Annotated in this window: 18 protein-coding genes and 1 pseudogene; 12 read left to right on the top strand and 7 right to left on the bottom strand. The window is 52.2% G+C overall.

Annotation, left to right across the window (positions count from 1 at the left end; translation table 11 throughout):
* Positions 1 to 6: 6 nt before the first annotated feature.
* The 3 genes from imuA to ACH5Y9_RS12720 form a co-directional block, all read right to left on the bottom strand.
* On the bottom strand, positions 7 to 621 hold the full coding sequence (gene imuA, locus ACH5Y9_RS12730) for a translesion DNA synthesis-associated protein ImuA (protein ID WP_445366329.1): 615 nt from the start codon (positions 619 to 621) through the stop codon (positions 7 to 9).
* On the bottom strand, positions 618 to 1229 hold the full coding sequence (gene lexA, locus ACH5Y9_RS12725; RefSeq protein ID WP_445366328.1) for a transcriptional repressor LexA: 612 nt from the start codon (positions 1227 to 1229) through the stop codon (positions 618 to 620). The genes imuA and lexA overlap by 4 nt, the downstream gene beginning before the upstream one ends.
* A 280-nt stretch (positions 1230 to 1509) precedes the next feature.
* Positions 1510 to 2316 carry a response regulator gene (locus ACH5Y9_RS12720; protein ID WP_033157448.1) on the bottom strand — a complete coding sequence of 269 codons (807 nt, stop codon included), beginning with the start codon at positions 2314 to 2316 and terminating at the stop codon, positions 1510 to 1512.
* Positions 2317 to 2469: 153 nt separating this feature from the next.
* Between ACH5Y9_RS12720 and ACH5Y9_RS12715 the strand changes: the two genes are divergently transcribed.
* From ACH5Y9_RS12715 to ACH5Y9_RS12690, 6 genes are all read left to right on the top strand, one after another.
* Complete coding sequence (locus ACH5Y9_RS12715; protein WP_033157449.1) at positions 2470 to 3033, top strand: DUF447 domain-containing protein; 564 nt, start codon at positions 2470 to 2472, stop codon at positions 3031 to 3033.
* A complete protein-coding gene (locus ACH5Y9_RS12710; RefSeq protein ID WP_445366327.1) occupies positions 3030 to 3716 on the top strand; it encodes a (5-formylfuran-3-yl)methyl phosphate synthase in 687 nt (228 codons plus the stop codon). Before ACH5Y9_RS12715 ends, ACH5Y9_RS12710 begins: the two co-directional genes overlap by 4 nt.
* Before the next feature lie 123 nt (positions 3717 to 3839).
* Positions 3840 to 7145 carry a bifunctional diguanylate cyclase/phosphodiesterase gene (locus ACH5Y9_RS12705; protein ID WP_445366326.1) on the top strand — a complete coding sequence of 1102 codons (3306 nt, stop codon included), beginning with the start codon at positions 3840 to 3842 and terminating at the stop codon, positions 7143 to 7145.
* A 143-nt stretch (positions 7146 to 7288) separates the two neighbouring features.
* Complete coding sequence (locus tag ACH5Y9_RS12700) at positions 7289 to 8203, top strand: AEC family transporter (RefSeq protein WP_445366325.1); 915 nt, start codon at positions 7289 to 7291, stop codon at positions 8201 to 8203.
* Positions 8200 to 9420 carry a competence/damage-inducible protein A gene (locus tag ACH5Y9_RS12695; RefSeq protein WP_445366324.1) on the top strand — a complete coding sequence of 407 codons (1221 nt, stop codon included), beginning with the start codon at positions 8200 to 8202 and terminating at the stop codon, positions 9418 to 9420. Before ACH5Y9_RS12700 ends, ACH5Y9_RS12695 begins: the two co-directional genes overlap by 4 nt.
* The gene (locus tag ACH5Y9_RS12690; RefSeq protein WP_415878666.1) at positions 9411 to 11297 is read left to right on the top strand and encodes an ATP-binding cassette domain-containing protein; all 1887 of its coding nucleotides are present in this window, start codon (positions 9411 to 9413) and stop codon (positions 11295 to 11297) included. Before ACH5Y9_RS12695 ends, ACH5Y9_RS12690 begins: the two co-directional genes overlap by 10 nt.
* A 12-nt stretch (positions 11298 to 11309) precedes the next feature.
* Here ACH5Y9_RS12690 and ACH5Y9_RS12685 read toward each other — a convergent pair whose 3' ends face one another.
* Complete coding sequence (locus tag ACH5Y9_RS12685) at positions 11310 to 11717, bottom strand: hypothetical protein (RefSeq protein ID WP_445366323.1); 408 nt, start codon at positions 11715 to 11717, stop codon at positions 11310 to 11312.
* A 101-nt stretch (positions 11718 to 11818) separates the two neighbouring features.
* Between ACH5Y9_RS12685 and ACH5Y9_RS12680 the strand changes: the two genes are divergently transcribed.
* The 5 genes and pseudogenes from ACH5Y9_RS12680 (at position 11819) to ACH5Y9_RS12660 (ending at position 17115) form a co-directional block, all read left to right on the top strand.
* Positions 11819 to 13603 carry a bacteriohemerythrin gene (locus ACH5Y9_RS12680; protein WP_445366322.1) on the top strand — a complete coding sequence of 595 codons (1785 nt, stop codon included), beginning with the start codon at positions 11819 to 11821 and terminating at the stop codon, positions 13601 to 13603.
* 19 nt (positions 13604 to 13622) lie between these two features.
* The gene (locus ACH5Y9_RS12675; protein WP_101051627.1) at positions 13623 to 14942 is read left to right on the top strand and encodes an HD domain-containing phosphohydrolase; all 1320 of its coding nucleotides are present in this window, start codon (positions 13623 to 13625) and stop codon (positions 14940 to 14942) included.
* Between the two features lie 43 nt (positions 14943 to 14985).
* Entirely contained in the window at positions 14986 to 15768 is a 783-nt protein-coding gene (ppk2, locus tag ACH5Y9_RS12670; protein WP_171694790.1) for a polyphosphate kinase 2, read from the top strand.
* A 160-nt stretch (positions 15769 to 15928) separates the two neighbouring features.
* Positions 15929 to 16516 (top strand): metal-dependent hydrolase, encoded by a 588-nt coding sequence (locus ACH5Y9_RS12665; RefSeq protein WP_445366321.1) that lies wholly within the window; start codon positions 15929 to 15931, stop codon positions 16514 to 16516.
* 74 nt (positions 16517 to 16590) lie between these two features.
* A pseudogene (locus ACH5Y9_RS12660) lies at positions 16591 to 17115 on the top strand (REP-associated tyrosine transposase).
* Between the two features lie 101 nt (positions 17116 to 17216).
* Here ACH5Y9_RS12660 and ACH5Y9_RS12655 read toward each other — a convergent pair.
* The gene (locus ACH5Y9_RS12655) at positions 17217 to 17600 is read right to left on the bottom strand and encodes a Rap1a/Tai family immunity protein (protein WP_033159034.1); all 384 of its coding nucleotides are present in this window, start codon (positions 17598 to 17600) and stop codon (positions 17217 to 17219) included.
* A gap of 553 nt (positions 17601 to 18153) precedes the next feature.
* Here ACH5Y9_RS12655 and ACH5Y9_RS12650 point away from each other — a divergent pair.
* A complete protein-coding gene (locus ACH5Y9_RS12650) occupies positions 18154 to 18483 on the top strand; it encodes a hypothetical protein (protein ID WP_445366320.1) in 330 nt (109 codons plus the stop codon).
* Positions 18484 to 19403: 920 nt separating this feature from the next.
* Here ACH5Y9_RS12650 and ACH5Y9_RS12645 read toward each other — a convergent pair.
* Together ACH5Y9_RS12645 and ACH5Y9_RS12640 are read right to left on the bottom strand one after the other, a co-directional pair.
* Entirely contained in the window at positions 19404 to 21653 is a 2250-nt protein-coding gene (locus ACH5Y9_RS12645) for a hypothetical protein (RefSeq protein WP_445366319.1), read from the bottom strand.
* 57 nt (positions 21654 to 21710) lie between these two features.
* Entirely contained in the window at positions 21711 to 22850 is a 1140-nt protein-coding gene (locus ACH5Y9_RS12640) for a hypothetical protein (protein WP_445366318.1), read from the bottom strand.
* Positions 22851 to 22922: the final 72 nt, after the last annotated feature.

Genomic DNA, 22922 nt, shown 5'->3' with positions numbered 1-22922 from the left:
GCGGTCTTACAGCTGCAAGGTCAAAGACGAACGTTGCAAACTGCCGCGCGCCTTTAAAATATGTAAAGCCAGGCCTGTGCTGGTCGGTTTGACCTCCAATCGCAATGCCGTGTAGCCGCTGCCGCTGCGCTGTTTGGGAAAAAGCACTGCCAACGCCGAGCCGGCTTCCGCGGCCAGTTGTAAGCGGCGGATTTGATGATCGCTGAGCCGGCGTGGCCAGGCCAAGGCCATGCCGCAGCGGCCACTACGCAGCAGTTTTTCCAGGCTCCAGGGAATGTCCGCCGCTTGCCGGCAGTCCACGACCAACACATAAGCCAAATCGATGCCGGCTTGGGTCAAGGCTGGTGCGTAAACTTGTTGCGGCGGCGCGATCCAGGTTATCCAGCGCTTGCTTTGAGATAGGGAGGCCATGGCCGGCAGCAACAGGCTTAATTCGCCGATGCCCAAGCAGGGCGATAGAATTTCCAGTACGCCGCCCAGCGGCCAGCCACCACCGGGCAGCAAGGCATCCAACTCGGCAAAACCGCTGGCAATTGTTCGCCAGTTTTGATTTTCCGAATGCAATCCGCGCCAAATCCCGGTCTGGGTGCGTAACAGCTGATCCAGGGGAGTTGCATTCATAGCCCGCTGCGAATCACGCCGACCACCACGCCTTCTATCACCAATAGCTCACGCTGCAAATCGACTTCAATGATGGAAAAATCCGGGTTGGCCGGCTCCAGAAACGCTTTAGCACCCTCCAGGCGTAGCCGTTTTACCGTGGCTTCATCGTGAATCCGTGCCACAACGATCTGGCCGTTGCGCGCTTCCGGTGTGCGTTGCACGGCCAATAAATCACCATCGAGAATGCCGGCATCGCGCATGCTCATGCCTTGCACTCGTAGTAGATAGTCGGCGCGGTGATCGAACAATTCCGGCCCCAGGCGGCAATAACGCTCGATATGTTCTTCGGCCAGAATCGGCTGACCCGCCGCCACCCGGCCAACCAGGGGCAGGCCTTGCTCGGGATTGGGTGTCGCTTTCAGCAAGCGGATGCCGCGCGATGCGGCCGGCACCAGTTCGATGGCGCCCTTGCGCGCCAGGGCCTGCAAATGGCCACGGATACTGTTGGTGGAGCGCACGCCAAAGGCAGCGGCGATTTCGGCGATGGTCGGCGGAAAGCCATCCTGTAACAGGCTGCGCTCGATGAAGGTCAGGATGTCTTGTTGGCGGTCGGTGAGTGGTTTCATGCTGTTTTTATAGTTACTGCTTTTATAAGCAGTATAGTGCGGATAATGGGATTAGCGCAACTATCCGGCAGCTATAAAAACTGCCGCTTGCACGCTAGCGGCTTTGAGCGGTTGGGCGGGTTTTATATGTTCAAACTTAGGCTGGGCAAGCGTTTGCCCGGAGCAAACGGATGCTAGACGCGCAGGTAAAGGACGAGTGATGACAGGAAGGGGGCTGTCAATTATTAGCGGGTGGAACGGTTAAACAAGATAAAGCTTAAGCAAGCCGGTAATTGCAGCTTCAATCCGGCTCCAGCACCCGAAACAGCATTTCCTTCACGGTTTGCGGGTCGAAGGGTTTGTCGCAAATCGCCGAGACGCCGGCTTTGTGGACATTACTGAGGCGGGTTTCGTTTTCTTCGCTGGTCACCATCAAGATCGGTACGATGGAATTGCCCAAATCCTGGCGGATGGTTTTGATCAATTGTTGGCCGTCCATGATAGGCATATTGTAATCGGTGACGATCAGGTCGAAAGCGTTTTGGTCGCGAGCGAATACATCGACGCCTTCCTTGCCGTCCTGGGCCTGGGTAATCTTGACGATGCCCATATTGTTCAACACCCGGCTGATGTGTTTGCGCGCCAGCGGACTGTCGTCAACCACCAATACCCGCACGTTTTCGATGTCGTAATGTTCCAGGCTGATTTCTTGCGGATCGATAAACTCGATGGTCGCCCGCAAGGCGTTTTTTAAATCGTCGTGCGCAAACGGCTTGGGCAAAATCGCTACGACGCCGGCTTGGCGGATGGTGTCGAGTACCGCAAAGCTGGATTCGCTGGAAATCAGCATGAAGGGGATATGGCTCAGGGCTTCTTCATTGCGCAGATGCTCGACCAGTTCGGTGGCCATCATATCCGGCAGATACAGGCTGCTGATAATCAAATCCGGGCGGTGATTATGCAAGCTTTCCAGCGCCGCCGCCGCGTTGGAAACGCCTTCGATTTTGGCTATGCCTTCGTCACGTAAATGCTGCATGATGACTTTTAATTGTGTGGTCGAAGGTTCAATCAGCAAAATCGATAAGTCGGCAATATCTATGGCGTGCATAAGCGTGTGGCCTGGTTAATGTTGAACGGAATTGCATCCTGCAGGCGCCGGCTGGAAAAAAAATCCCCAAGGGTAGCCGGCGAGATTAAAATTGCGCGTTGGTTTGCCGGTAAACCGGCAACATTTCACGCTTCAGGATAGACCTAAACCACCATGATTCAAGAAACCCTCGTCACTACCATCAATCTGCAGGGCGATACGCACATCGCGCCGATGGGAGTGCATGTTGAACAAGATCACTACATTATCTTGCCGTTTCGGCCCTCGACCACGCTGGATAATCTGCTGGCAACCGAAACCGCCGTCATCAATTATTGCGACGATGTGCGGATTTTTGCCGGCTGTCTGACCGGGCGTAGGGACTGGCCCTTATTGCCCGCCCAACAAGTCGCGGGGTATTATTTGGCCGATACTTTGGCGCATACCGAACTGCAATTGGTGCGAATCGAAGACGACGACACTCGGCCGAAATTGTTTTGCCGGGCCGTGCACACGGTCAACCATAAGCCATTTCAAGGCTTTAATCGGGCGCAATATTCAGTGCTGGAAGCGGCGATTTTGATCAGCCGGCTGGATAGATTGCCTGGGGAGAAAATTCAAGCCGAACTGGATTATTTGCGCATCGGCCTGGATAAAACCGCCGGTGAGCGGGAGCGTCAGGCCTGGGATTGGCTGATGGCGGCGATTGAACAACATCGCCGGGGAGTGCAAGTATGACCGCGATGTTAGCAAGCGTGAATAGTTTGGCGGAAGCGCTGTTGGTCGAAGCCGCCGCCGTCGATATTATCGATTTAAAACAACCGGCTCGCGGCGCCTTGGGTGCTTTGGATGTGGCCGAGGTTGCCGAGATTGTCCGCCGCTTGCAACCGGGCAGCTGTGTTAGTGCCACTATCGGCGATTTACCGATGCAGCCCGAATTGGTCCTGCCGGCCGTGCAAGCCATGGCGGCTACCGGCGTCAATTATGTGAAAATCGGGTTTTTTCCGGGCGGCGACTGGCTGGCGTGCGTCGAGGGTTTACAGGCGATTGCCGCGCGGGGTGTGGCTCTGGTGGCGGTATTGTTTGCCGATACCCGCCCGGATTTTGCGATGATTGATGCTTTAGCCCAGGCCGGTTTTCGCGGGGTGATGCTGGATACCGCCAATAAACAACTCGGTTCATTGACGCGGCTGATGACGCTCGACGAATTGCAACTTTTTGTCGATAGAGTCGCCGGCCTGGGTTTGCTGAGTGGCTTGGCCGGTTCCTTGTGCGTCGACGATGTAGCGGGTTTAGTGCAGATAGGTCCGGATTATTTGGGCTTTCGCGGCGCCTTATGCCGGGAACATTCCCGCACTGCGCAACTGGACGTCGGGCAAATCGACATAATTAGGCAACATTGGCGAGCTTTAGCGTACTGAATGAGCCCGCTGATGCATTGACAGTACCCGTAGCAACATCGACAAAACATAACAATAACACTAGCCGCCAACAGACTTAAATCTACATAATGTCGGCAGACCGGTAAACAGCAAGGGATCACTGTGGAGCAATATCGCGAACAAAACCAGGCCAGGCCTCTGCTTTGGACGGTGCTACTACTTTTACTTGCGCAGTTGCTTAGCTTGTATTTTCCGCTGGCAGACTACTTACGGCCTTTTGTCAGCCAATCCTTGGGCGTGCATACCTTGATGGAAGGTTTTTCCATCGTGATTTCCGCATTGGTTTTCGCGGTGGGTTGGAGCGTTTATCAAAAGGAGAATTCCGCCGGATTCCTGATGCTGGCCTGCTGCTTCTTGGGGGTGGCGGTCCTCGATTTAATGCATACCCTGTCTTTCAGCGGCATGCCGGCCTTTATCACCGAGAGCGATCCGGAAAAAGCCATCGCTTTTTGGCTAATGGCCCGCGGGTTTGCAGCGATAGGTCTGGTGATGGGATGGTTGCTGCCAAACCGGCCGATAACCCCGGTGTCGCGGGCGTTGATGCTGAGCGTTGTGCTGCTCTATATTGGCCTCAGTTGCTGGCTGGTGTTTTTCCATCAAGATTGGTTGCCGCGCACCTTTGATGCAGTTGATGGTTTAACCTCTTTTAAAAAGACCTGCGAATATGTATTGGCCGGCGTCTATGCTGTCAGCGCCATTGGCTATTTACGCCAAACCCGCCGTCAACACACCTACGATCCGGCCGGTTTGGCGGCGGCTGCTGCGATCATGGCCATGAGCGAGTTGTTCGCGACCTTTTATGCCAGCGTCAGCGATTTGTATATTTTGCTCGGGCATGCCTATAAGTTGGTAGCCTATGGCCTGATTTACCGTTCGGTTTTCCTCAACAGCATCCAACTGCCTTACCAGCGGCTCTATCAAGCGCATCAGGCACTGTCTGTTAGCGAAGCCAAATTTCACGCCATTATCGAAGAGTCGCCGATTGCCTATGCTTTGCATGATAGCCAGGGCAATATCAGTTATTTGAACTCGGCTTTCGTAAAAACCTTCGGTTATACGCTAAGCGATATTCCGACCTTGGCGGAATGGTGGTGGCATGCCCATCCCGACGCTGAATATCGGCAACAGGTCATCGCTAATTGGCATACTTATCAGCGTGTTCCCCAGTCTGCTACCGAGTCCGGCCAAACCGCCGAATTAAAAGTCTGTTGCAAGGATGGCAGGTGCCGGATGGTGTTGGTCGACATTGTCTTGTTAGGCGATAGCTTGGCCGGCAATCAATTACTGATTTTGCGCGATATTTCCGAACGGTTGGAAGCGATGCACAAACTAGCCGATTCGGTAAACATGCTGCAAACCGTCATCAACACCATCCCCAGCCGTGTATTCTGGAAAGACCTGAATTACCGTTATCTGGGCGCCAACTTAGCCTTCAGTCAAGATGCCGGGTTAGAGAATCCGGCCGAATTGATCGGTAAATCCGATGAGCAATTGGTTTGGCGGGATTTAGCGCACTTATATCGAGCAGACGATAAGCAGGTCATCGAGAGCAATACGGCAAAATTGAATTACGAAGAAACGCTAATGGGGCCGGCAGGTAAAACCATGCATTTGAGAACCTCAAGAGTGCCCTTACGTAATTTGCAGCAACAGACCATTGGCGTGCTGGGCGTGTATGAGGACATCACCGCGCGGAAAAGCGCCGAAGAGGAAATGCAACTGGCGGCCCTGGTGTATTTGAACAGCAGCGAAGCGATGATGGTCACCGATGCCACGGGCACCATCATCACGGTTAATCCGGCATTTACCACGGTAACCGGTTATTCGGCGGACGAAGTGATAGGCCGGGCCTTTGTCGGTACCACCACAGAGCCGCATGATCAGGCTTTCTATAAAACCGTCTTGCGAGTGATCAATACCCACGGCCAGTGGGCCGGCGAAATCAGCGGCCGCCGCAAGAACGGCGAGGATTGCATTCAGTGGGTCACCATCAACTCTATTCTGAATGAGAACGGCGGTGTGCACAGGCGGGTGGCCTTGATCGCCGATATTACCGAACGCAAAAAATCCGAGGAATTGATTTGGCGGCAAGCCAACTTCGATCCGCTGACCGGTTTGCCGAATCGCAATATGTTTTTAGATCGGCTTAATCAGGAAATCAAAAAGGCTTTTCGGCATGGCCGGCATGTGGCATTGATGTTTCTGGACTTGGACCGCTTCAAGGATGTCAATGACAGTATGGGCCACTTCATGGGAGACATCTTGTTGAAGGAAGCGGCGCGGCGCATCAGCGGCTGCGTGCGCGATTGCGACAGCATCGCCAGACTGGGCGGCGATGAATTTACCGTGATTCTCGGCGAGTTGGATCAAGTGGATGGCGTCAACCGGATCGCCCGGAACATCTTGCAGGCTTTGGCGGAACCGTTTCGTTTAGGCAATGAGACGGCCTATATTTCAGGGAGTATCGGCATTGCCCTATATCCGGACGATGCGCTGGACACCGATTCCTTATTAAAAAACGCCGATCAGGCAATGTACGCCGCCAAAAATCAGGGTCGCGACCGCTATCAATATTTCACTGCCTTGATGCAGCAGAACGCCCAACTGCGCATGCGGCTGGCCAACGATTTGCACGGCGCGCTGGCCCGTCAGCAGTTTTTACTGCATTACCAACCGATTATCGAGTTTGCCAGCGGCAGCATAGCCAAAGCCGAAGCCCTGCTGCGTTGGCTGCATCCGACGCTGGGCATGGTCAGCCCGGCCGAATTTATTCCGGTTGCCGAAGATACCGGGGTTATCGTCGATATTGGTGATTGGGTTTTTGACACTGCCGCGCACCAGGCTAAGCAGTGGCGGCAAACTTATCATCCGGATTTCCAGATCAGCGTCAACAAATCGCCGGTGCAGTTCCGCCGGCAAGCCATGGAAGCCAACCAATGGCTTGCCTTATTGCAGGAACTGGATTTGCCGGGCCAGAGCATAATCGTCGAAATAACCGAGGGCTTGATATTGGATGCCAGCAACAGCACGCGCGAGCAACTGTCAGCGTTTCGTGATGGTGGGATGCAGGTGGCTTTGGACGATTTCGGCACCGGGTATTCGTCTCTGGCCTATTTGAAAAAATTCGACATCGATTACATCAAGATAGACCAGGCGTTTGTCCGGAGTCTGGTGGCCGGCTCCAGCGATATGGCCTTATGCGAAGCAATCGTGGTGATGGCGCACAAATTGGGCATTAAGGTCGTCGCCGAAGGTATAGAGACCCAGGAGCAATACGATCTATTAAACCGAATGGGCTGCGATTACGGACAAGGCTATTTAATTTCCAAACCGGTCCCGGCCGACCAATTCGAACAGTTGCTCGATAAGGCTTTTACCCAAGCGCCGTCCGGCGATGGACGGCATTAGCCAGAACACTGGAATGATTACCCGGCCTTTATCTATCGCCGCCCCCGTTCTTGCGGGACACGCATCCGGAAAATTTAAGGGCCTTGGTTGATCGGAATGCTTTAGCCGGGTGGCAGCATCGCCAGCCTGATAAAATGCGCGGCATGAATACAACCTTGATGCAAATGACCGCGCTGATGCTGTGCGGTGCCGGTTGGCGAGTATTAACCCCTAACCGCTTGACGGCGGACCAGACCCGGTTGGTATTAACCAGCGTGGTGTACTATTTTTTTATGCCGGTTATGGTGCTGGATGTGCTGTGGCGGGCCGATATTGGTTGGCAATCGCTGCAATACTCCGCGTTGGGTTTTATCAGCATCTTGTTGTCGATTTTGGCGACCTGGCTGCTTGCTAAGTTGTTTAGATTTAAAAACCCGCAAACCGGGGCGGTGATTTTGGCGGCGGCTTTTCCAAACGTCACCTATCTGGGCTTGCCGGTATTGGAGCAGATTTTCGGCGACTGGACCCGGTCTTTGGTCATTCAGATCGATTTATTTGCCGAAGCGCCCCTGGTGTATACCTTAGGTATCGTGCTGGCCCGCCATTACGGCGCTAGCGGGGAGCCTAAGCCAAAATCGGTGTTGGCATTTTTCAATGCGCCGCCGTTCTGGGCTGCGTTTGTCGCGGTCGTGTTAAACCTCAATCAGGTGCCGATACCGTTCTGGGTGGCCGGCTTACTGCAAAAATGTTCCGGAGCGGTCGCACCGTTGATGATTTTTTCGTTAGGTTTGGCGCTTAGCTGGCGGGATATACGCCTGCGCAACGTACCGTTCATCGTCCCCACTGCATTAGTTAAACTAGGGTTGATGCCGCTGATTGCCTTGTGGCTGGCAAACCTGCTCAATTTGACCGGCCAGCCCAGGGCGGCGGCCGTGATGGATATAGCCATGCCGAGTATGGTGATGGGCATCGTCTTGTGCGACCGCTATAAGCTGGACAGCGGCTTATATGCGATGGCCGTGACGGTGACGACGGCCTTGAGTTTAGTGAGCTTACCGCTCTGGTACCGGGTGTTATGAAACAGATTGCCGAAATATTTTCGCAAGGCGAGGAAATTGTCTGCGGGCAGACCGTGGACAGCAACGCCGCCTGGCTCTCCCAGCAATTGGTTGATTTGGGCTTTACGCTGAAACGCCACACCGCAGTGGGCGATGACGTGGACGATTTGGTGGCCTTGTTCACGGAAATTGCCGAGCGCGCCGATTGTTGTATTTGCACCGGCGGTTTGGGGCCGACTATCGACGACTTAACCGCCGAAGCAGTCAGTATCGCCAGCGGTCAGCCTTTACGATTCGACGATCAGGCCTTTGCCGACATTCAACAATATTACGCCCGCCGCAATCGCGTGATGCCGCCTGCAAATCGCAAGCAAGCCATGCTGCCGCAGTCGGCCATACGTATCGACAACACTTACGGCACCGCGCCGGGTTTTGCCTTGCAATTTAAACGCTGCTGGTTCGTGTGTCTGCCGGGTGTGCCGTCGGAAATGAAGAATATGTTTACCTCGCTAGTCAGGCCGCAATTGCTGCAGGGTTTTGAGCTACAGCCGGCGTGTTTGGTTAGCTTGCGCAGCCTAGGTATAGGCGAATCGGCGATTCAGCAGTGCTTGGCGGATTTTGATCTGCCCGCGGGTGTGCAGCTGGGGTTTCGTGCCGCACCCGATGAAGTGCAGACCAAACTATTGTTTCCCAGTAATTTCCCCGAGCAAGAAAAGCGTGGCTGCGTGGCCGCCGTGGCCGACAGCATTGGCGATTACGTGTTTGCCATCGATGGCCTGGAAGAAGCGCAGGGCGATCTGCTGGACGTGGTGAGCAAAGCCATGAGCCGGAAATCTTATTCGCTCGCCTTGCTGGAAACCGCCAGCCAAGGCCGGTTAGCTGCCAAATGCTTGGGATGCGACTGGCTAAGGCGCGTAGAAATCAATCTGGATTGGGGACGCAACACCGGCGCAGGCGAAGCGGGGGGCGGCGATTTACTGCCCATCGCCAAAATTTGGGCGGAACAGCTGAAAGCGCGCGAGCAAACCGATTTTGCCCTAGTTCAGCTTTTTGCCGGCAGCGCCGAAGATTACCGGGATAAAGATAAAGCCATAGTCCTTTACAATGCCTTAGCCACACCCAGCGGCGTGGTCTCGACCCAGCTTAGCGCCTATGGCGCCCTTAAAACCAAACAAAACCAGGCGGCTTTATTCGCGCTGGACTTACTTAGACGTTACCTACAAAACAAATGCCTTTAATCCGTTTAACCAATGTTTCCATCGCCTTCGGCACCCACGCGCTGCTCGATAACGCCGCCTTTCAACTCGACGCCGGTGAGCGGGTCGGCCTGCTTGGCCGCAACGGCGAAGGCAAATCCACTTTAATGAAAATTATCGCCGGCGATATTCATGCCGATCATGGCGAAATATGGAAACAGCCGGAATTGCGTTTAGCCTGGCTGGAGCAATCGCCCAATCTGGACGAAAACGACACAATCTACGAAGCCGTCGCTGGTGGACTTGGCGAATTGGGCCGGGTGATCGCCCGTTACCATGAATTATTGAGCCATATGGATGGCAGCGAGCAATCCCTGCAAGCCCTGGGCGATGTGCAACATAAGCTGGAAGCCGACAATGGCTGGGAGTTTCAAACCCGCGTCGAAGCGGTATTGAGCAAACTGCAATTGCCGGCGGACGTGCTGGTCGGCAGTTTGTCCGGCGGCTGGAAACGTCGAGTCGCACTAGCGCGCGCTTTGGTCATCGAGCCTGAAGTGTTGTTGCTGGACGAGCCGACCAACCATCTGGATTTCGAGAGCATCGCCTGGCTGGAAGAGCAAATCCTGGCCTTCCAGGGTGCGGTGATGTTTGTTACCCATGACCGGGCATTTTTACAAAAACTGGCGACGCGGATTATCGATCTGGATCGCGGGCAATTGACTTCCTGGGCCGGTAATTATCAAGACTATTTGACTCGCAAGGCGGCTGCTTTGGAAGACGAAGCCAATCAAAACGCCGAGTTCGACAAGAAGCTGGCCAAGGAAGAAGTCTGGATTCGCCAGGGCGTCAAAGCCCGGCGGACCCGCAACGAGGGACGGGTTAGAGCGCTGAAGAAATTGCGTGCCGAACGCTCGGAACGCCGCAATACCCAAGGCACCGCCAAGCTCAGTTTGAATAAAGGCGAAGCGTCCGGCAAGAAAGTGGTCGAAGCCATTGATGTCAATTTTCAATATCAGGACAAACCCATCATCAAGGATTTTTCGCTGCGCATCGAACGCGGCGACAAGATCGGTTTAATCGGCAACAACGGTGCCGGCAAATCCACTTTGCTGAAGTTGCTGCTCGGCCAATTGCAACCGACCACCGGCAGCATCGAGCTGGGCACCAATCTGCAAATCGCGTATTTCGACCAATTGCGCGAACAGCTTGATCCGGAAATTTCGGTGGCCGACAGCGTGCTGGACGGCGGCGAGTTTGTCGATACGCCGGACGGCAAACGCCACGTCATGTCTTATCTGGCCGACTTTTTATTCGCGCCGGCCCGCGCCCGTTCGCCGGTGAAAAGCCTGTCCGGCGGCGAGAAAAATCGCCTGCTGCTGGCGCGCCTGTTTACCAAGACCGCCAATCTGATCGTGATGGACGAACCCACCAATGATTTGGATTTGGAAACCCTGGAGATTCTGGAAGAAAAACTGGTCGAGTATCAAGGCACTTTGCTGCTGGTGAGCCATGACCGAGAGTTTTTAGATAACGTCGTCACCAGCGTGTTGGTGTTCGAAGGCGAGGGCAGGGTGGAAGAATACATCGGCGGGTATGCCGATTGGTTTGCCCTGATGGAGCAGAACAAAAAAGCCGAAGCAGTAAAGATTGCCGAACAAGCGGTGAAAAAAGAGAAGCCCAAAACCGCGCCGGCCAAGAAACTTAGCTTTAAAGAACAGCGGGAACTCGAGCAACTGCCGGCGCTGATCGAACAACTGGAAACATTGCAAACCCAGCTGACAGCGGAAATGAACGAAGCCGGTTTTTATAAACAAAGTCCCGATGCGGTGGCGGCCAAACTGGCGCAATTGCAAACCGCCGAGGCCGATCTAAGTCAGGCCTATCAGCGTTGGGACGAATTGGAAGCCCTGCAGGGTTGAGCAGGTTGCTGTTTAGGGCAACAGTTCAAGTTTCAGCAGCGCCACCAGCGTATTGGGCTGGCCTTGTAAAAATTTGATAATCTCCATGCGGGCCACGTCTGCGGGAATGTTTCGGGCTTGCATGGCCCGCAGTATCGTCTCAAAAGCCAGACGACGCTGCAGGCCATCCTCGTTTTGGTCGCGCCGACAGCCGAATTCATCCATCAGCGTAGAGCCGCAGCGGCAGTTTCTGAATACTTCCACTAGAATTAAGCCATCGTCCTCAATAGCCGACCGTAACGATGAACGGCCATGGGGCATGTCTTGGGTTTCGATGAAAAACTGCTCGGCCGAGATATACACGTAACCGCAACTGCGACAGGTTTTCGGAAACGTTGAATCCAGCAAGGCTTGTAAACCGTCGAAATCTTGAATATCCATACCAATAACCTGAGTCTTGAAATAACCGACAGCGTAAATGCATTGTGCCATAATGCCAAAAGTCGGCAATCAGACTTGACCCTCCTGAGAATGGATCGCGGATGAGTATTTTAACGTGGAACGACCAACTATTGGTTGGTATAGAGAGTGTGGATAATCAGCATCGGCACCTGGTCGCGCTGATTAATCGCCTGGATGAACTAAACGCCTTGGGCGCGGACCTGCAAACCATGCTGGAAACCGTCAAGCAGTTGGTCGAGTATACCGTCGAGCACTTCCAACACGAAGAGCAACTGATGATGGAGGCAGGCTTCAATCCGCGGATGCAGGACCAGCATTGCCAGCAACATCAAGAATTTATCGATAAAATGCAGCAAGTGCATGTCGAGGCGCAATCCGATGTTTCGGTCCTTTCCAAGGATCTGTTGGATTTTTTGGTGGATTGGCTTTGCCACCATATTCTAAAAACTGACAAGTTGATGGCTATCAGCCTTAATCAGGGCATCGACGCCGAGCAAGTCAGTATCGATAAGGATGAACATGTCGATATTTTGCACAGCAATTTGTATTCGGCCTTGCGGGAAAGCGAAGAGCGTTTCAAGGAACTTGCCGACCATCTCCCGGCCCTGATCTGGATCACCAACGCCAAAAACCTGCCGATTTTTTGCAATCGTTTCTGGTTTAAAACCTTTCACATCGAACGCGGTTTCGTCGACCGCCGGCAATGGCTGAGCACGATACACCCCGACGATAGGGACAAGGTGGTGCAGACCTATCAGCAAGCCGCGCAGGAATTAACCAAGTTCAAGATTCAGTACCGGCTGTGTACCGAGGATGCCAAGGAAACCTGGATTCTGGAAACCGCTGTGCCCAGGATGCGCAAGAACGGTAAATTTGCCGGCTTGATGGGCTGTGGAATGGACATCAGCACGCAAAAGCAGGCGGAAACCGCTTTGCTCAAACTGAACCAACAACTGGAAGAACGGGTTCGCGAGCGCACCCAAGCGCTGACAGAAGCGAATCAGACGCTGCAGATGGAAAAAAACCAGCAAACCCTGCTCAATCAGAAACTCCAGGAAACTCAGGCCCATCTGGTGCAATCGGAAAAAATGGCCTCGATCGGCCAATTGGCCGCCGGGGTGGCGCACGAGATCAATAATCCGCTCGGTTATATTTATTCCAACCTCAACAGCCTGAAACAATACATACAAGAACTCACCAAGGCCGCCGAATTGGCTGAGCGTCTGGCCGGGCAACTGGCGGATAACCACCCGGACGTACAAGCTTTTAAACAGTTTAAAAATACGGTCGATCTGGATTTTCTGAAAGATGACGCCGCCGATCTGGTGGAAGAGTCTCTGGAAGGTGCGACTCGCGCGAAGAAAATCGTCCAGGATTTACGCGATTTTTCCCGGATCGATAAGCAGGGCCGGGAGATGTTCGATTTGGAAGCCGGGATTGATGCCACCTTGAATATCGTCAACAACGAACTGAAATACAAGGCCGAAGTGGTGAAGGAATACGGCGGTATCAAACCTTTCGAATGCGTTGGCGCGCAGTTGAATCAGGTATTCATGAATCTATTGGTCAACGCCGCGCAAGCCATTGAAGATTTCGGCAAAATCACGGTGCGTACCGGTTATCAGGATGCCGATTGGGTTTGGGTGGACGTGGAGGATAACGGCCAAGGTATGAGCGAGGCAACCCGAATGCGGATATTCGATCCGTTTTTTACCACCAAGCCGGTCGGTAAAGGTACCGGCCTGGGCTTGTCGCTATCGTACAAAATCATCCAGGACCATCATGGTCGTATCGAGATAGATTCGGAAATAGGCCGAGGAACTCGGTTCCGGATTTATTTGCCGACCCGTACTCCTGCCAGTTAACGATTATCGCAGCCGCGCCATGACCGAGCTATCCCCAGACCCCCAAACCGTTGCCAATTTATTATTCGTCGATGACGAACCCAATGTCTTAAAGGCCCTGCGACGCCTGTTTCGCGGTGCGGAATATCAAGTCTATATGGCGGAGAGTGGCGCCGACGGCCTGGAGATTTTGGCGCAACAGCCTATCGATCTGATTATCTCCGACATGCGCATGCCGCAGATGGATGGGGCCGAGTTTCTCACCCGGGCGGCTGAACGTTGGCCGAATATCGTGCGAATTTTACTGACCGGCTATGCCGACATTGAATCGACTATAGCCGCCGTCAACAAAGGCAAGATCTACAGTTATTGCAGCAAGCCTTGGGAAGACAACGAACTGAAAATTCTGGTGAACAACGCGCTGGAACAAAAGCGCCTGCGCGACGAGCGTCGGCAGCTGTTCGATATTATCAACCGGCAAAATCAGGAGCTGAAAGAGCTGAACGCCGGTTTGGAAGACAAGGTCGAAAAACGCACCGAGCAGTTGAGAAAGTCCTTGCAGATGATCGATCAAGCCCACGATGCCTTGAAAAAACAGTATGCCGATTCGGTTAAGGTGTTCGCCAAAACCATTGAAATGCGGCCGGGTATCAAAAGCGGACATGCCAAATATGTGGCGGAAAATGCCAGGGAAGTCGGACGGCGGCTGGGTATGGATGCCGCCGAGCTGAAGGATTTGGTTTATGCCGGCCTGTTGCTGCAAATCGGCAAAATGAGTTTGCCGGACAGTTTGCTGACCCAGGCTTTGTTAAGCATGAACAGCCAGCAACGCAAACGCTACTTAAACCACGCTTTGGAAGGGCAAACGCTATTAAAAGGCCTGGAACCCTTGCATAACGCCGCCGAACTCATCGCCGCACAATATGAACATTTCGACGGTTCCGGCCAACCTTTGGGTTGGGCGGGCGCGGAGATACCCTTGGGTACCAGGATATTGACTCTGGTGCGCGACTATATCAATTATCTGGATGGCTCGATCACCGGCACCGCGATGACAACCGAGCAAGTGAAAGAGCGGCTGCTGAGCAAAAAAGCCAAGGACTACGACCCACGGGTGGTCGATACCTTTCTGGCGCTGCTCGCCGAATCGGAAACCGTCGACGAACGGCCGATTATCGAAATTTCCTGGACTCAGTTGCAAGCAGGCATGGAAGCCGCCGAGATTATTTGTAACGACGTGTTGTATTTAAAGAATCAGATTCTCAACGAAAAAAACGTCGAAGACATTCTTGAACTCAGGAAGCAAAAGAAAAATCTGATTTTGCGGGTAAGAATGGGCAGTGAGCGACAACGCGGTTGAATAAGCCGGAACGCTGGAAACCCTTTTAGACAGGCAGGTAAATATGAGTAAAAAGCACCCACCAAAGTCCGACAAACAGGTCTACAAAGATACCTTGCAGCAATTGCAGGTGGAACTGGTCAAGTTGCAGAATCACATCATCAAGCATGGCGACAAAATCCTGATCATCCTGGAAGGCCGCGACGCCGGCGGCAAAGACGGCACCATCAAGCGCATCATTCAACATCTTAGCCCCCGGGAAATCCGCGTAGTGGCACTGGGTAAACCGTCCGACCGCGATCTCAGCACCTGGTATTTTCAACGTTACACCCACCATTTGCCGGCCGCCCAGGAAATGGTGTTGTTCAATCGCAGTTGGTACAACCGGGCCGGCGTGGAGCGGGTGATGGGATTTTGCAACGACGACGAATACCACGAGTTCATCGAAACCGTCTCGCATTACGAACAGTTGCTGGTGCGCTCCGGCATCAAGCTCTTGAAATACTATCTGGACATCAGCAAAGCCGAACAAAAAGAACGTTTGAAACAACGCCAAAAAGATCCGCTGAAACAATGGAAAATCAGCCCCATCGACAAAGAAGCCCAAAAACACTGGCAGCAATACAGCGAAGCCCGCAATATCATGTTTGCTAGAACCCACCATTTATCCGCGCCCTGGACTGTCGTTAGATCCGACGATAAACAAGCCGCACGGATCAATATCATCAAGGATTTATTGTTTCGTTTGGATTACAAGGGCAAGGACGAATCGCTGGTCTTGCCGGACGCGAACATCGTGTTTAATTACGAAGAAAGCTATTTACACAATGGCATGATTGCGCCGTGAGGCGCTTGATGGTCAGGATTTGGGTGGAGTAATGAAAAGTAGGGTGGGCACGGTTTTTGTGCCCACGCGGAATTAAAGTAATCGCTTGATAATGGTGGACAGAAAAGCGTTGCCCACCCTACGTTACTACGTTACTGATTTTAAAAATGGGAAACATTACATGTCATCAATTGTAGGGCATGCTTTGATTAGTTCAGCCATTTTTGCCAGAAAGCACGAAATTAAATCTGGCGGCGCTGCTTTTATGTGTATATTTTTTATCGGACTGGGTATAAGTCCAGACATGGATTACTTGGTTTATTGGGTATTTGACTATCAAATAGAGCCAAGAGTAACGCATTCAATATTATTTTGTTTCGTCATTGGTTTGATTGCCTCATGTGCCAAGAAATTTGTATTAAAAAATACTTTTATCTCGGTTTCTCATGGGTTGTTTTATATGGCGAGCTTTTCTCACTTGATATTGGATTTACTGGTGGGCGTTCATCCTATGCCGCTGTTTTGGCCAATAAATTCAAATTTAATAAAGTTACCTTTTGGTATTTTGCCAAGCGCAGGGCATATCGATATAAAAAACATTTATCTTTGGCGTAATATACTCATTGAGTTAGTGATTTTAATGCCTGTTTCTATGTTAATTTCATGTAAATTAAAAACAATATTGTTTCAAAGATATAAAGCGATGCGTTATGTGTTTTATATTACCCTGGTTGTCGGTATGTTCGTTGGGTTTAGTCTTAAACGATAAAAACAAGCCCGCGTAGGGCGCAATAACCAACGGGCATTGCGCCGCATTGAAGGCACATGATCGATAATAAACAAATGGATTACCTGCGAACCTGGCACTCAGTCGGAGCCTATTTTTTTACTATCAATTTGTTATAAAGAAAAGATAACGATTTGTTGATACGACATATTCAATCTTTACGGGAATCGGTCAAAACGGTGAAAGCTCATCACTCGTTCAAAATTCACGGTTGGGTGGTATTACCTGAGCACATGCATTGCTTGATAGAACTGCCGGAAAACGATATTGACTATGCTACTCGAATACGTTTGATAAAAATTGGATTTTCCAAAGCCATACCGAAAACCGAGCGCAGATCGAGCGTGAGAATCAAGCGGGGAGAACGTGGTATTTGGCAAAGGCGTTATTGGGAGCATCTGATACGGGATGAAGCAGATTTTCAAGCGCACATGAATTATATTCATTACAACCCGGTGAAACATGGATGGGTAAAGCACGTAAAAGATTGGCCATACTCGACCGTTCACCGATGGGTTGAGCAGGGCGCTTATCCTTTGAATTGGGCAGGAATTGACGGAGATTTATATGAGTTTGAGTGATCGAAAAATAATAAGGCGCAATGCCCGTTGGTTATTGCGCCTTACGGCCTTGCTAGGTTCAGATGAGTAATGATTACTTTTAAGTGTCTGAAAAGTTGGCTTCATGGCTTTTCTCTACAAGGAAATGATTTTTTTAGTGATTCTTCAATTACCACGGATGCTCGACGTTCCAATTGAGTGGGTTCAAGTTTTTTCATATGTTCAAATATAAATTCATTTAATGTGGCAGTTTTTAGCGTCTTGAAGCCACACCACACCCTTCCTTCCGTGGCGTCCAAAACGCCAAGCAAATAAAGCCTAGCCGCTTTTCGAGTATTGCTATCTGAGCTTACAAACTCATCAAGAAATATTTTTGCCTGCAAATCTACGCTGTCTTCGTTTATTTTAGGGGTATTAGCATTCGCATATGCGCATTCACATAGGACGATTGTACTCATGATAAGTGCGCAGCTGATTTTTGTTAGTTTGGTTAAAAATTTCATCATAAAATTTCAATAATTTTGATTATGTCTGACACACAAAAGACCGTAAGGCGCAATAACCAACGATCATTACGCCGATTTGATAAACCTGCCACTGATATTAAACGAATAGAGTACCAGTCCGCGTAGATTTAAGGCCGACATGCGGCGCAATACGGCTACGCCTATTGACGCCCTACATTTCCAACACTAGACGGGACCGGAGCAACAGTCTGATAAGCGCCGCCGCTCCGGTAGTTTGCAATGAAAGGTTTACTTAGCCGGTTCCGCAGGCGGTGGAGTCCCTGCCGGAGCAGGTGCTTCAACTTTAGCTGGCGCCGCTTTTTCCTCCACCTGGGCCGCTTGTTCCGGTTGTTGCTTTGGCCCGATATAACCTTTATGCCAGGCGTAGGCCGCGCCGGCCAACCCAATAAGGTGCGCACATAGGATGCAGCCGACGTTAGGAGGCGCATTGATCGAGTAGCCAAAAGTCATGACCGAATATCGACGTTTTTATATACCCAAAGCCTTGTGGTTTTTCACCGTCAATCTTGCGGAACGCAAGAGCAATTGATTATTGATGGAGCAAATTGACGTATTAAGCCAAGCCTTTCGGTATGTAAAAACCCGAAAACCATTTTATATGAATGCCGTGGTGATCATGCCCGATCATTTGCATTCGACTGTATGGATGCAGGAGGTAGGGCAACGCATGGAGCAGTTGCCGAGCATTTGGACATTGCCGGCAGATGATGGCGATTATTCAATGCGATGGAATTTATTGAAAGGGTGTTTTTCCAGAAAAATATCAACCGGTGAACGGGTTTCAAAAAGTCGTCAAAAACGGCGTGAACGCGGTATTTACCCGAAGGGCACAAGTGGCAGCGACGGTTTTGGGCGCATTTAATCGAAGACCAAGATGATTTAAATCGGCATATCGATTATATCCATTGGAATCCGGTGAAGCATGGATATGTGAAATGGGTGATGGATTTACCCATAGGGCATAAAGGCCGTACTCCAGTTTTCATCAAATTCTGAAACGTGGAGTTTATTCAAATAATTGGGGAAGTAATGAGCAATATGAAATTCAAGGTGTCGAGTAACGCGAGCGATGCGCCTCCTGACGTTGGCAGCATCCTATGGGCTATCTTCGCACCGCGTACGGTGCATTAGCGTAAGCACAATGCGCCGAATGATTTAATACCAACATGCGCTACGCCTATTGACGTACCGCATTGAGTAAAAAATCACAGGGGGTTGTTGACTTGGAGCAGAGTACTACGGGGTTGAGAGATATACAGGAGATTCCTCGAAAATATAGGAAAGCGGGATAAATGGTAAGCCTGTAGCTGAGCCACACGCCATAGCAGGTAATAAGTAGCTGTTATTGATAGCGGAACGGTACGTTTCAGTTCGTTTCCCAAGTTTACCTATGTACACGGCGTCAAACGTAGTAGCCAGCAAAATAAACGGTGTGCCACAAATAGCGTTTCCAACGAATGTGGGAGCTGCAACGATGCCGTTTCTATTGTACAAATTCGATATGTCTTTTATCGGGTTGTCGTCATGAATTTCTGATCGCGAAGCGCAGCCTATAAGAGCAAAGTTCAAACAAAATAGGATTAGCTGAGTTTTCATGACGGCCCAACAAATGATTTTAAGCCCGCGTACGGGGGATTATCGTTAGCGCAATGCGCCGAATGATTAAGGCCGACATGCGGCGCAATACGGCTACGCCTGTTGACGCCCTACATTTACAACATTAGATAGGGCCGAAGCAACAGCGGATAAGCGCCGCCGCTCCGGTGGTTTGCAAAGAAAGGCTTACTTAGCCGGCTCCGCAGGCTTGGCTGGAGCTGCAGCCGGTGCCTCCGCTTTGGCTGGCGCCGCTTTTTCCTCGACCTGGGCCGCTTGTTCCGGTTCTTGCTTAGGTCCGATATAGCCTTTATGCCAGGCGTAGGCCGCGCCGGCCAGCAGGATCAGCAAAAACAGGTAGCTTTTCCAATGGCTTTGCTTTTCGCCGAATGGATCGACCATTTGCATTTCCGCGTCTTTCGGTAATTTGGCGACGCCGGTCAACAAGCGACCGAACGGGATGTTGATAAAGGCTTTCGCATTCACCGCCCAGCCGCAGGCGTCCAGAACCGGTGCCAGATTGCGTTGGCGTAGTTTCAAATAAGCGATAAACATGGATGGGCCGGAAATCGCCAGCATTACGCCGATGATGGCCAGCGGCATTTGCCACCAAACCAAGCCCATGAAGCTGCTCATCACCGTGGCCAGCGCAGTACCGATCGCGCCGATTGCCAAGCCGATGGCGGCGAAAATCCCGGCAAATTTACCTACGTCGAACGGGGCCGGCGGCTCCTTGCCTTGTCCGGCGTTGGCGCCGGCTTCGGAAATGCCTTTAAACGTATTTTCGTGGGCCGCTTTGTCGCGGGCCGACGCGCTTTTTTCCATTTGCTCGTTAATCATCCGCGCGACACGTTTATAAGGCGCCCAGAATGCTTCTTTGATGCTGATCGGGTTTTCGATGATTTTCACGATGGTCGCATCCCAGTCCACGTCATTGCGGTCGTAAAAAACGCCGTTGCGGCCGACGCGCAAATTGTCGCTGTCGCCGCCGGTAAAGGCCGCGGCGATGGTCAGGGTTTCGTTGCTGCCTTGGCGGCGGCAGACGCAATAGGCCAGGAAAATCTTGCTCAGTTCTGCCAACTTGCTATGGCTGTCCACGTCATCCACTTTCACGCACAATTGGCAGCTTCTGCCGTCCAGATACAAGGTACCGGCTTGGAAAATAGCGTGCGGTTCCGGGCTGTAAAAATCGCGAAACGACACGAAGTTGTTTAATAAGGTGTACAGATCGCGGTAGTAATGCAGCAAGCGCACGACAGAATCGATGGCTTTGGCGTGCGGTTCCAAAGCCAAATCCTGTTCGACCAAGCCGGTCAATTTGGCTTGCGTATCGCTTTGCAACAGCGTTTTGATGCGCTCCAGCCCCAGGCTTTCGACGGCATTGGCAGGTTTTTTCTGCAACCAAGCCTGGTAATCGGCGAATTGGCCGACCACGCTTTGCCATTGTGCGTCGGACAAGCTATCCAAAGCGCCCAGCAGCGGCGTCAGCACCTGGGTTTTTAACTGCTCTATCGCAGCCCGCCAAGCCGGATTCAAGCCGGCATTTAACGGCAAGTTAGCGCCGGCAGCGATAGCGGCCAGCGGCAGTTTAGCCAGCTCTTCGCTGCCGGCGGATAAATCGATGCCGGCCAGTTGCTCGTAGCGGCTGTCGGCTGGGTTCAACAACTCGGTCGCGCCGGTGTCGAATTCCGCCAATTGGCAGCGGGTAAAAAAGTCGTCGATTTTGGGTTTTACTTGCGCCAGCAAGGCCGCCGCCGCTTCGGTGTCGGCGATTTGATTGCGAATCCGCACGGCTTCGGCGTCGCTCTGTTGCCACCAATCGAAGTATGCGCCGGCGTCTTTAAAAAACTGTTCGATTTTTTCCAGATTAATACCCGGCTCGCCGCTGCGGTCCTGAATTTCGCCCAAGCAGGCGATGATGTCGGTGATGGCTTGCTGGCCGGCCTCGTCGCCGGCGGCTTTAACTGGAATAATGCCGTCGCCGTTAAATTGGGTGTTGGCGAAAATCTTGGTCATATCGGCCAGATCGTCGGTGGTGATTTGGCTTGCATCCGCCTTGCCCAGGTTTTTTAAGATCTCAATGGCGGAAGCCAGTAGCTGTTGACCTTCTTCATCTTGATCGTTAATCGCCGCCAGCGGCAGGGTGGTGTTTTGTTGGATCAAATCGGCTGGGTTTTTCAGCACTTTACTCACCCAACGCACCGCTTCGATGACCTCGTTCGCTCTGATGCGGCCGTCGTTATCCGTATCCAGTAGCGCCAATGTTTGGTTGTCGAAGAACAAGCCGTGGGTCGGGCAACTCAGCGCCGCCCATAATTTCTGATCCAGTTCAGGCAGTCCAATCAAATCGCTACCGCGCTGCAATTCAACCTGATCGAAACCGCCGAGTCGGGCAAACCGCCATTTTTCGGCAACATTGCGGCTGGATATGGGCGTCATGGTGTGTCTCCTGTGTTGAGTAGTTTTTGTTATGTCTATCACGAAATTTCGTTAGTTTTACAGACTTGGGTCGCCTGACGCAACTTGCTTTATTGGGTTGCAGGCCGGGCAGGAGACTTGCAATAACTCGCCGCTATGTCTATGCCTTAAAGGCCGGGCGCGGCCGTCCAATTGATTCATGTCTTGGTAAAGCCGGTTTTCGTGATGAATCACTTCGCGTTCGTGCTCGAAAGGGTAAAGGGTTTGGGTCATGCCGCCGCCGTCTATGAAATGTTGGCTGTCCAGTAACATTAACTTGGCATGCAGCAACTCGTGTAGTAAGGCGTCGGCGGGCGAGATGCTACAGGCGGGTGTACTGTCGCAGCCCGGATCATTCAGCAATTGCGCGCCCAGCCGGGTATCGAAATAAATCGTCACGCTATCCACACCAAATTCGTTGCCAAATGCCTGGGTTTGCCAGGTGTTTTGTTGATACTTAAGCGTGAGTTTTTGGCCGCGCAGTTCGTTAAGCAAACTCACTGCTTGTGGGTAGAGCGAAAAATACTCGGCCATGATTGCCAAGTCCGCGCCGATATTGTCTGGATCGGAGGACTCGGCCTGATAGATAGCGCTTAGAAAATTGGCAATTTCGGTTTTCGCCTGCGGATTACTGCTTAGCGTGGTTTGCTTTTGGCTGTAGGCGGCCATCACCTCCGCGGCGCTGGGCGGTTTACGCAGGCGCAAGCGTATCGTCGCGGCACCGTACTGATCAACCGAGAGCTTGGCCTGCATCGTATTAGCCGGCTCGGCCAATTGGGTGGAGACGGCTTGCACGGCATTGGATGGCTGTAAATCGCTGGCGGTTACGATGCGCGATGATCCCATCAGGCCGATGCAAAAACTCAATACCAGGCTGACTTCACGGCGGCGGTTATGCAGGATAGTGCTATCGTCGCGCTGCCGGCTGTCTTCCTTTAGATGGATACCGTAGCGCCGGGCGATGGCTGCCAATTCGGCATAAGCTGCTGAGGCGTCGCGGCTTAGGCCGGCTTGGCACACCAAGGCCGGTTTGCCGCCGATTAAACAGGGATGCAGAAAGTTGCGGTCCGGCGGCTGTTGCAAATACCAGCGATTTAAATCGCCGGCTAATTGATCGATTCCCTCGATGCGGCTCGCCTCGCCGCCAAAGGCCTGTGCCAGGGTTGATAATCCATTCATATGCTTAGTTGATGTGGTTGGGTTCGGGTTTTCGGCTGACTTTATCAGCGCTTGATGGCCGTCGGCAAGTCA

The organism is Methylomonas sp. BW4-1, assembly GCF_052474385.1.
This window is presented reverse-complemented; position numbering and strand designations above follow the sequence as displayed.

Bases quoted from the DNA above. Each gene is read 5' to 3' on its own strand.
- imuA (WP_445366329.1), bottom strand. From the start codon at position 621: ATGAATGCAACTCCCCTGGATCAGCTGTTACGCACCCAGACCGGGATT.
- lexA (WP_445366328.1), bottom strand. From the start codon at position 1,229: ATGAAACCACTCACCGACCGCCAACAAGACATCCTGACCTTCATCGAG.
- ACH5Y9_RS12640 (WP_445366318.1), bottom strand. From the start codon at position 22,850: ATGAATGGATTATCAACCCTGGCACAGGCCTTTGGCGGCGAGGCGAGC.
- ACH5Y9_RS12645 (WP_445366319.1), bottom strand. From the start codon at position 21,653: ATGACGCCCATATCCAGCCGCAATGTTGCCGAAAAATGGCGGTTTGCC.
- ACH5Y9_RS12710 (WP_445366327.1), top strand. From the start codon at position 3,030: ATGACCGCGATGTTAGCAAGCGTGAATAGTTTGGCGGAAGCGCTGTTG.
- ACH5Y9_RS12680 (WP_445366322.1), top strand. From the start codon at position 11,819: ATGAGTATTTTAACGTGGAACGACCAACTATTGGTTGGTATAGAGAGT.
- ACH5Y9_RS12685 (WP_445366323.1), bottom strand. From the start codon at position 11,717: ATGGATATTCAAGATTTCGACGGTTTACAAGCCTTGCTGGATTCAACG.
- ACH5Y9_RS12690 (WP_415878666.1), top strand. From the start codon at position 9,411: ATGCCTTTAATCCGTTTAACCAATGTTTCCATCGCCTTCGGCACCCAC.
- ACH5Y9_RS12695 (WP_445366324.1), top strand. From the start codon at position 8,200: ATGAAACAGATTGCCGAAATATTTTCGCAAGGCGAGGAAATTGTCTGC.
- ACH5Y9_RS12715 (WP_033157449.1), top strand. From the start codon at position 2,470: ATGATTCAAGAAACCCTCGTCACTACCATCAATCTGCAGGGCGATACG.
- ACH5Y9_RS12700 (WP_445366325.1), top strand. From the start codon at position 7,289: ATGAATACAACCTTGATGCAAATGACCGCGCTGATGCTGTGCGGTGCC.
- ACH5Y9_RS12655 (WP_033159034.1), bottom strand. From the start codon at position 17,600: ATGATGAAATTTTTAACCAAACTAACAAAAATCAGCTGCGCACTTATC.
- ACH5Y9_RS12720 (WP_033157448.1), bottom strand. From the start codon at position 2,316: ATGCACGCCATAGATATTGCCGACTTATCGATTTTGCTGATTGAACCT.
- ppk2 (WP_171694790.1), top strand. From the start codon at position 14,986: ATGAGTAAAAAGCACCCACCAAAGTCCGACAAACAGGTCTACAAAGAT.
- ACH5Y9_RS12665 (WP_445366321.1), top strand. From the start codon at position 15,929: ATGTCATCAATTGTAGGGCATGCTTTGATTAGTTCAGCCATTTTTGCC.
- ACH5Y9_RS12675 (WP_101051627.1), top strand. From the start codon at position 13,623: ATGACCGAGCTATCCCCAGACCCCCAAACCGTTGCCAATTTATTATTC.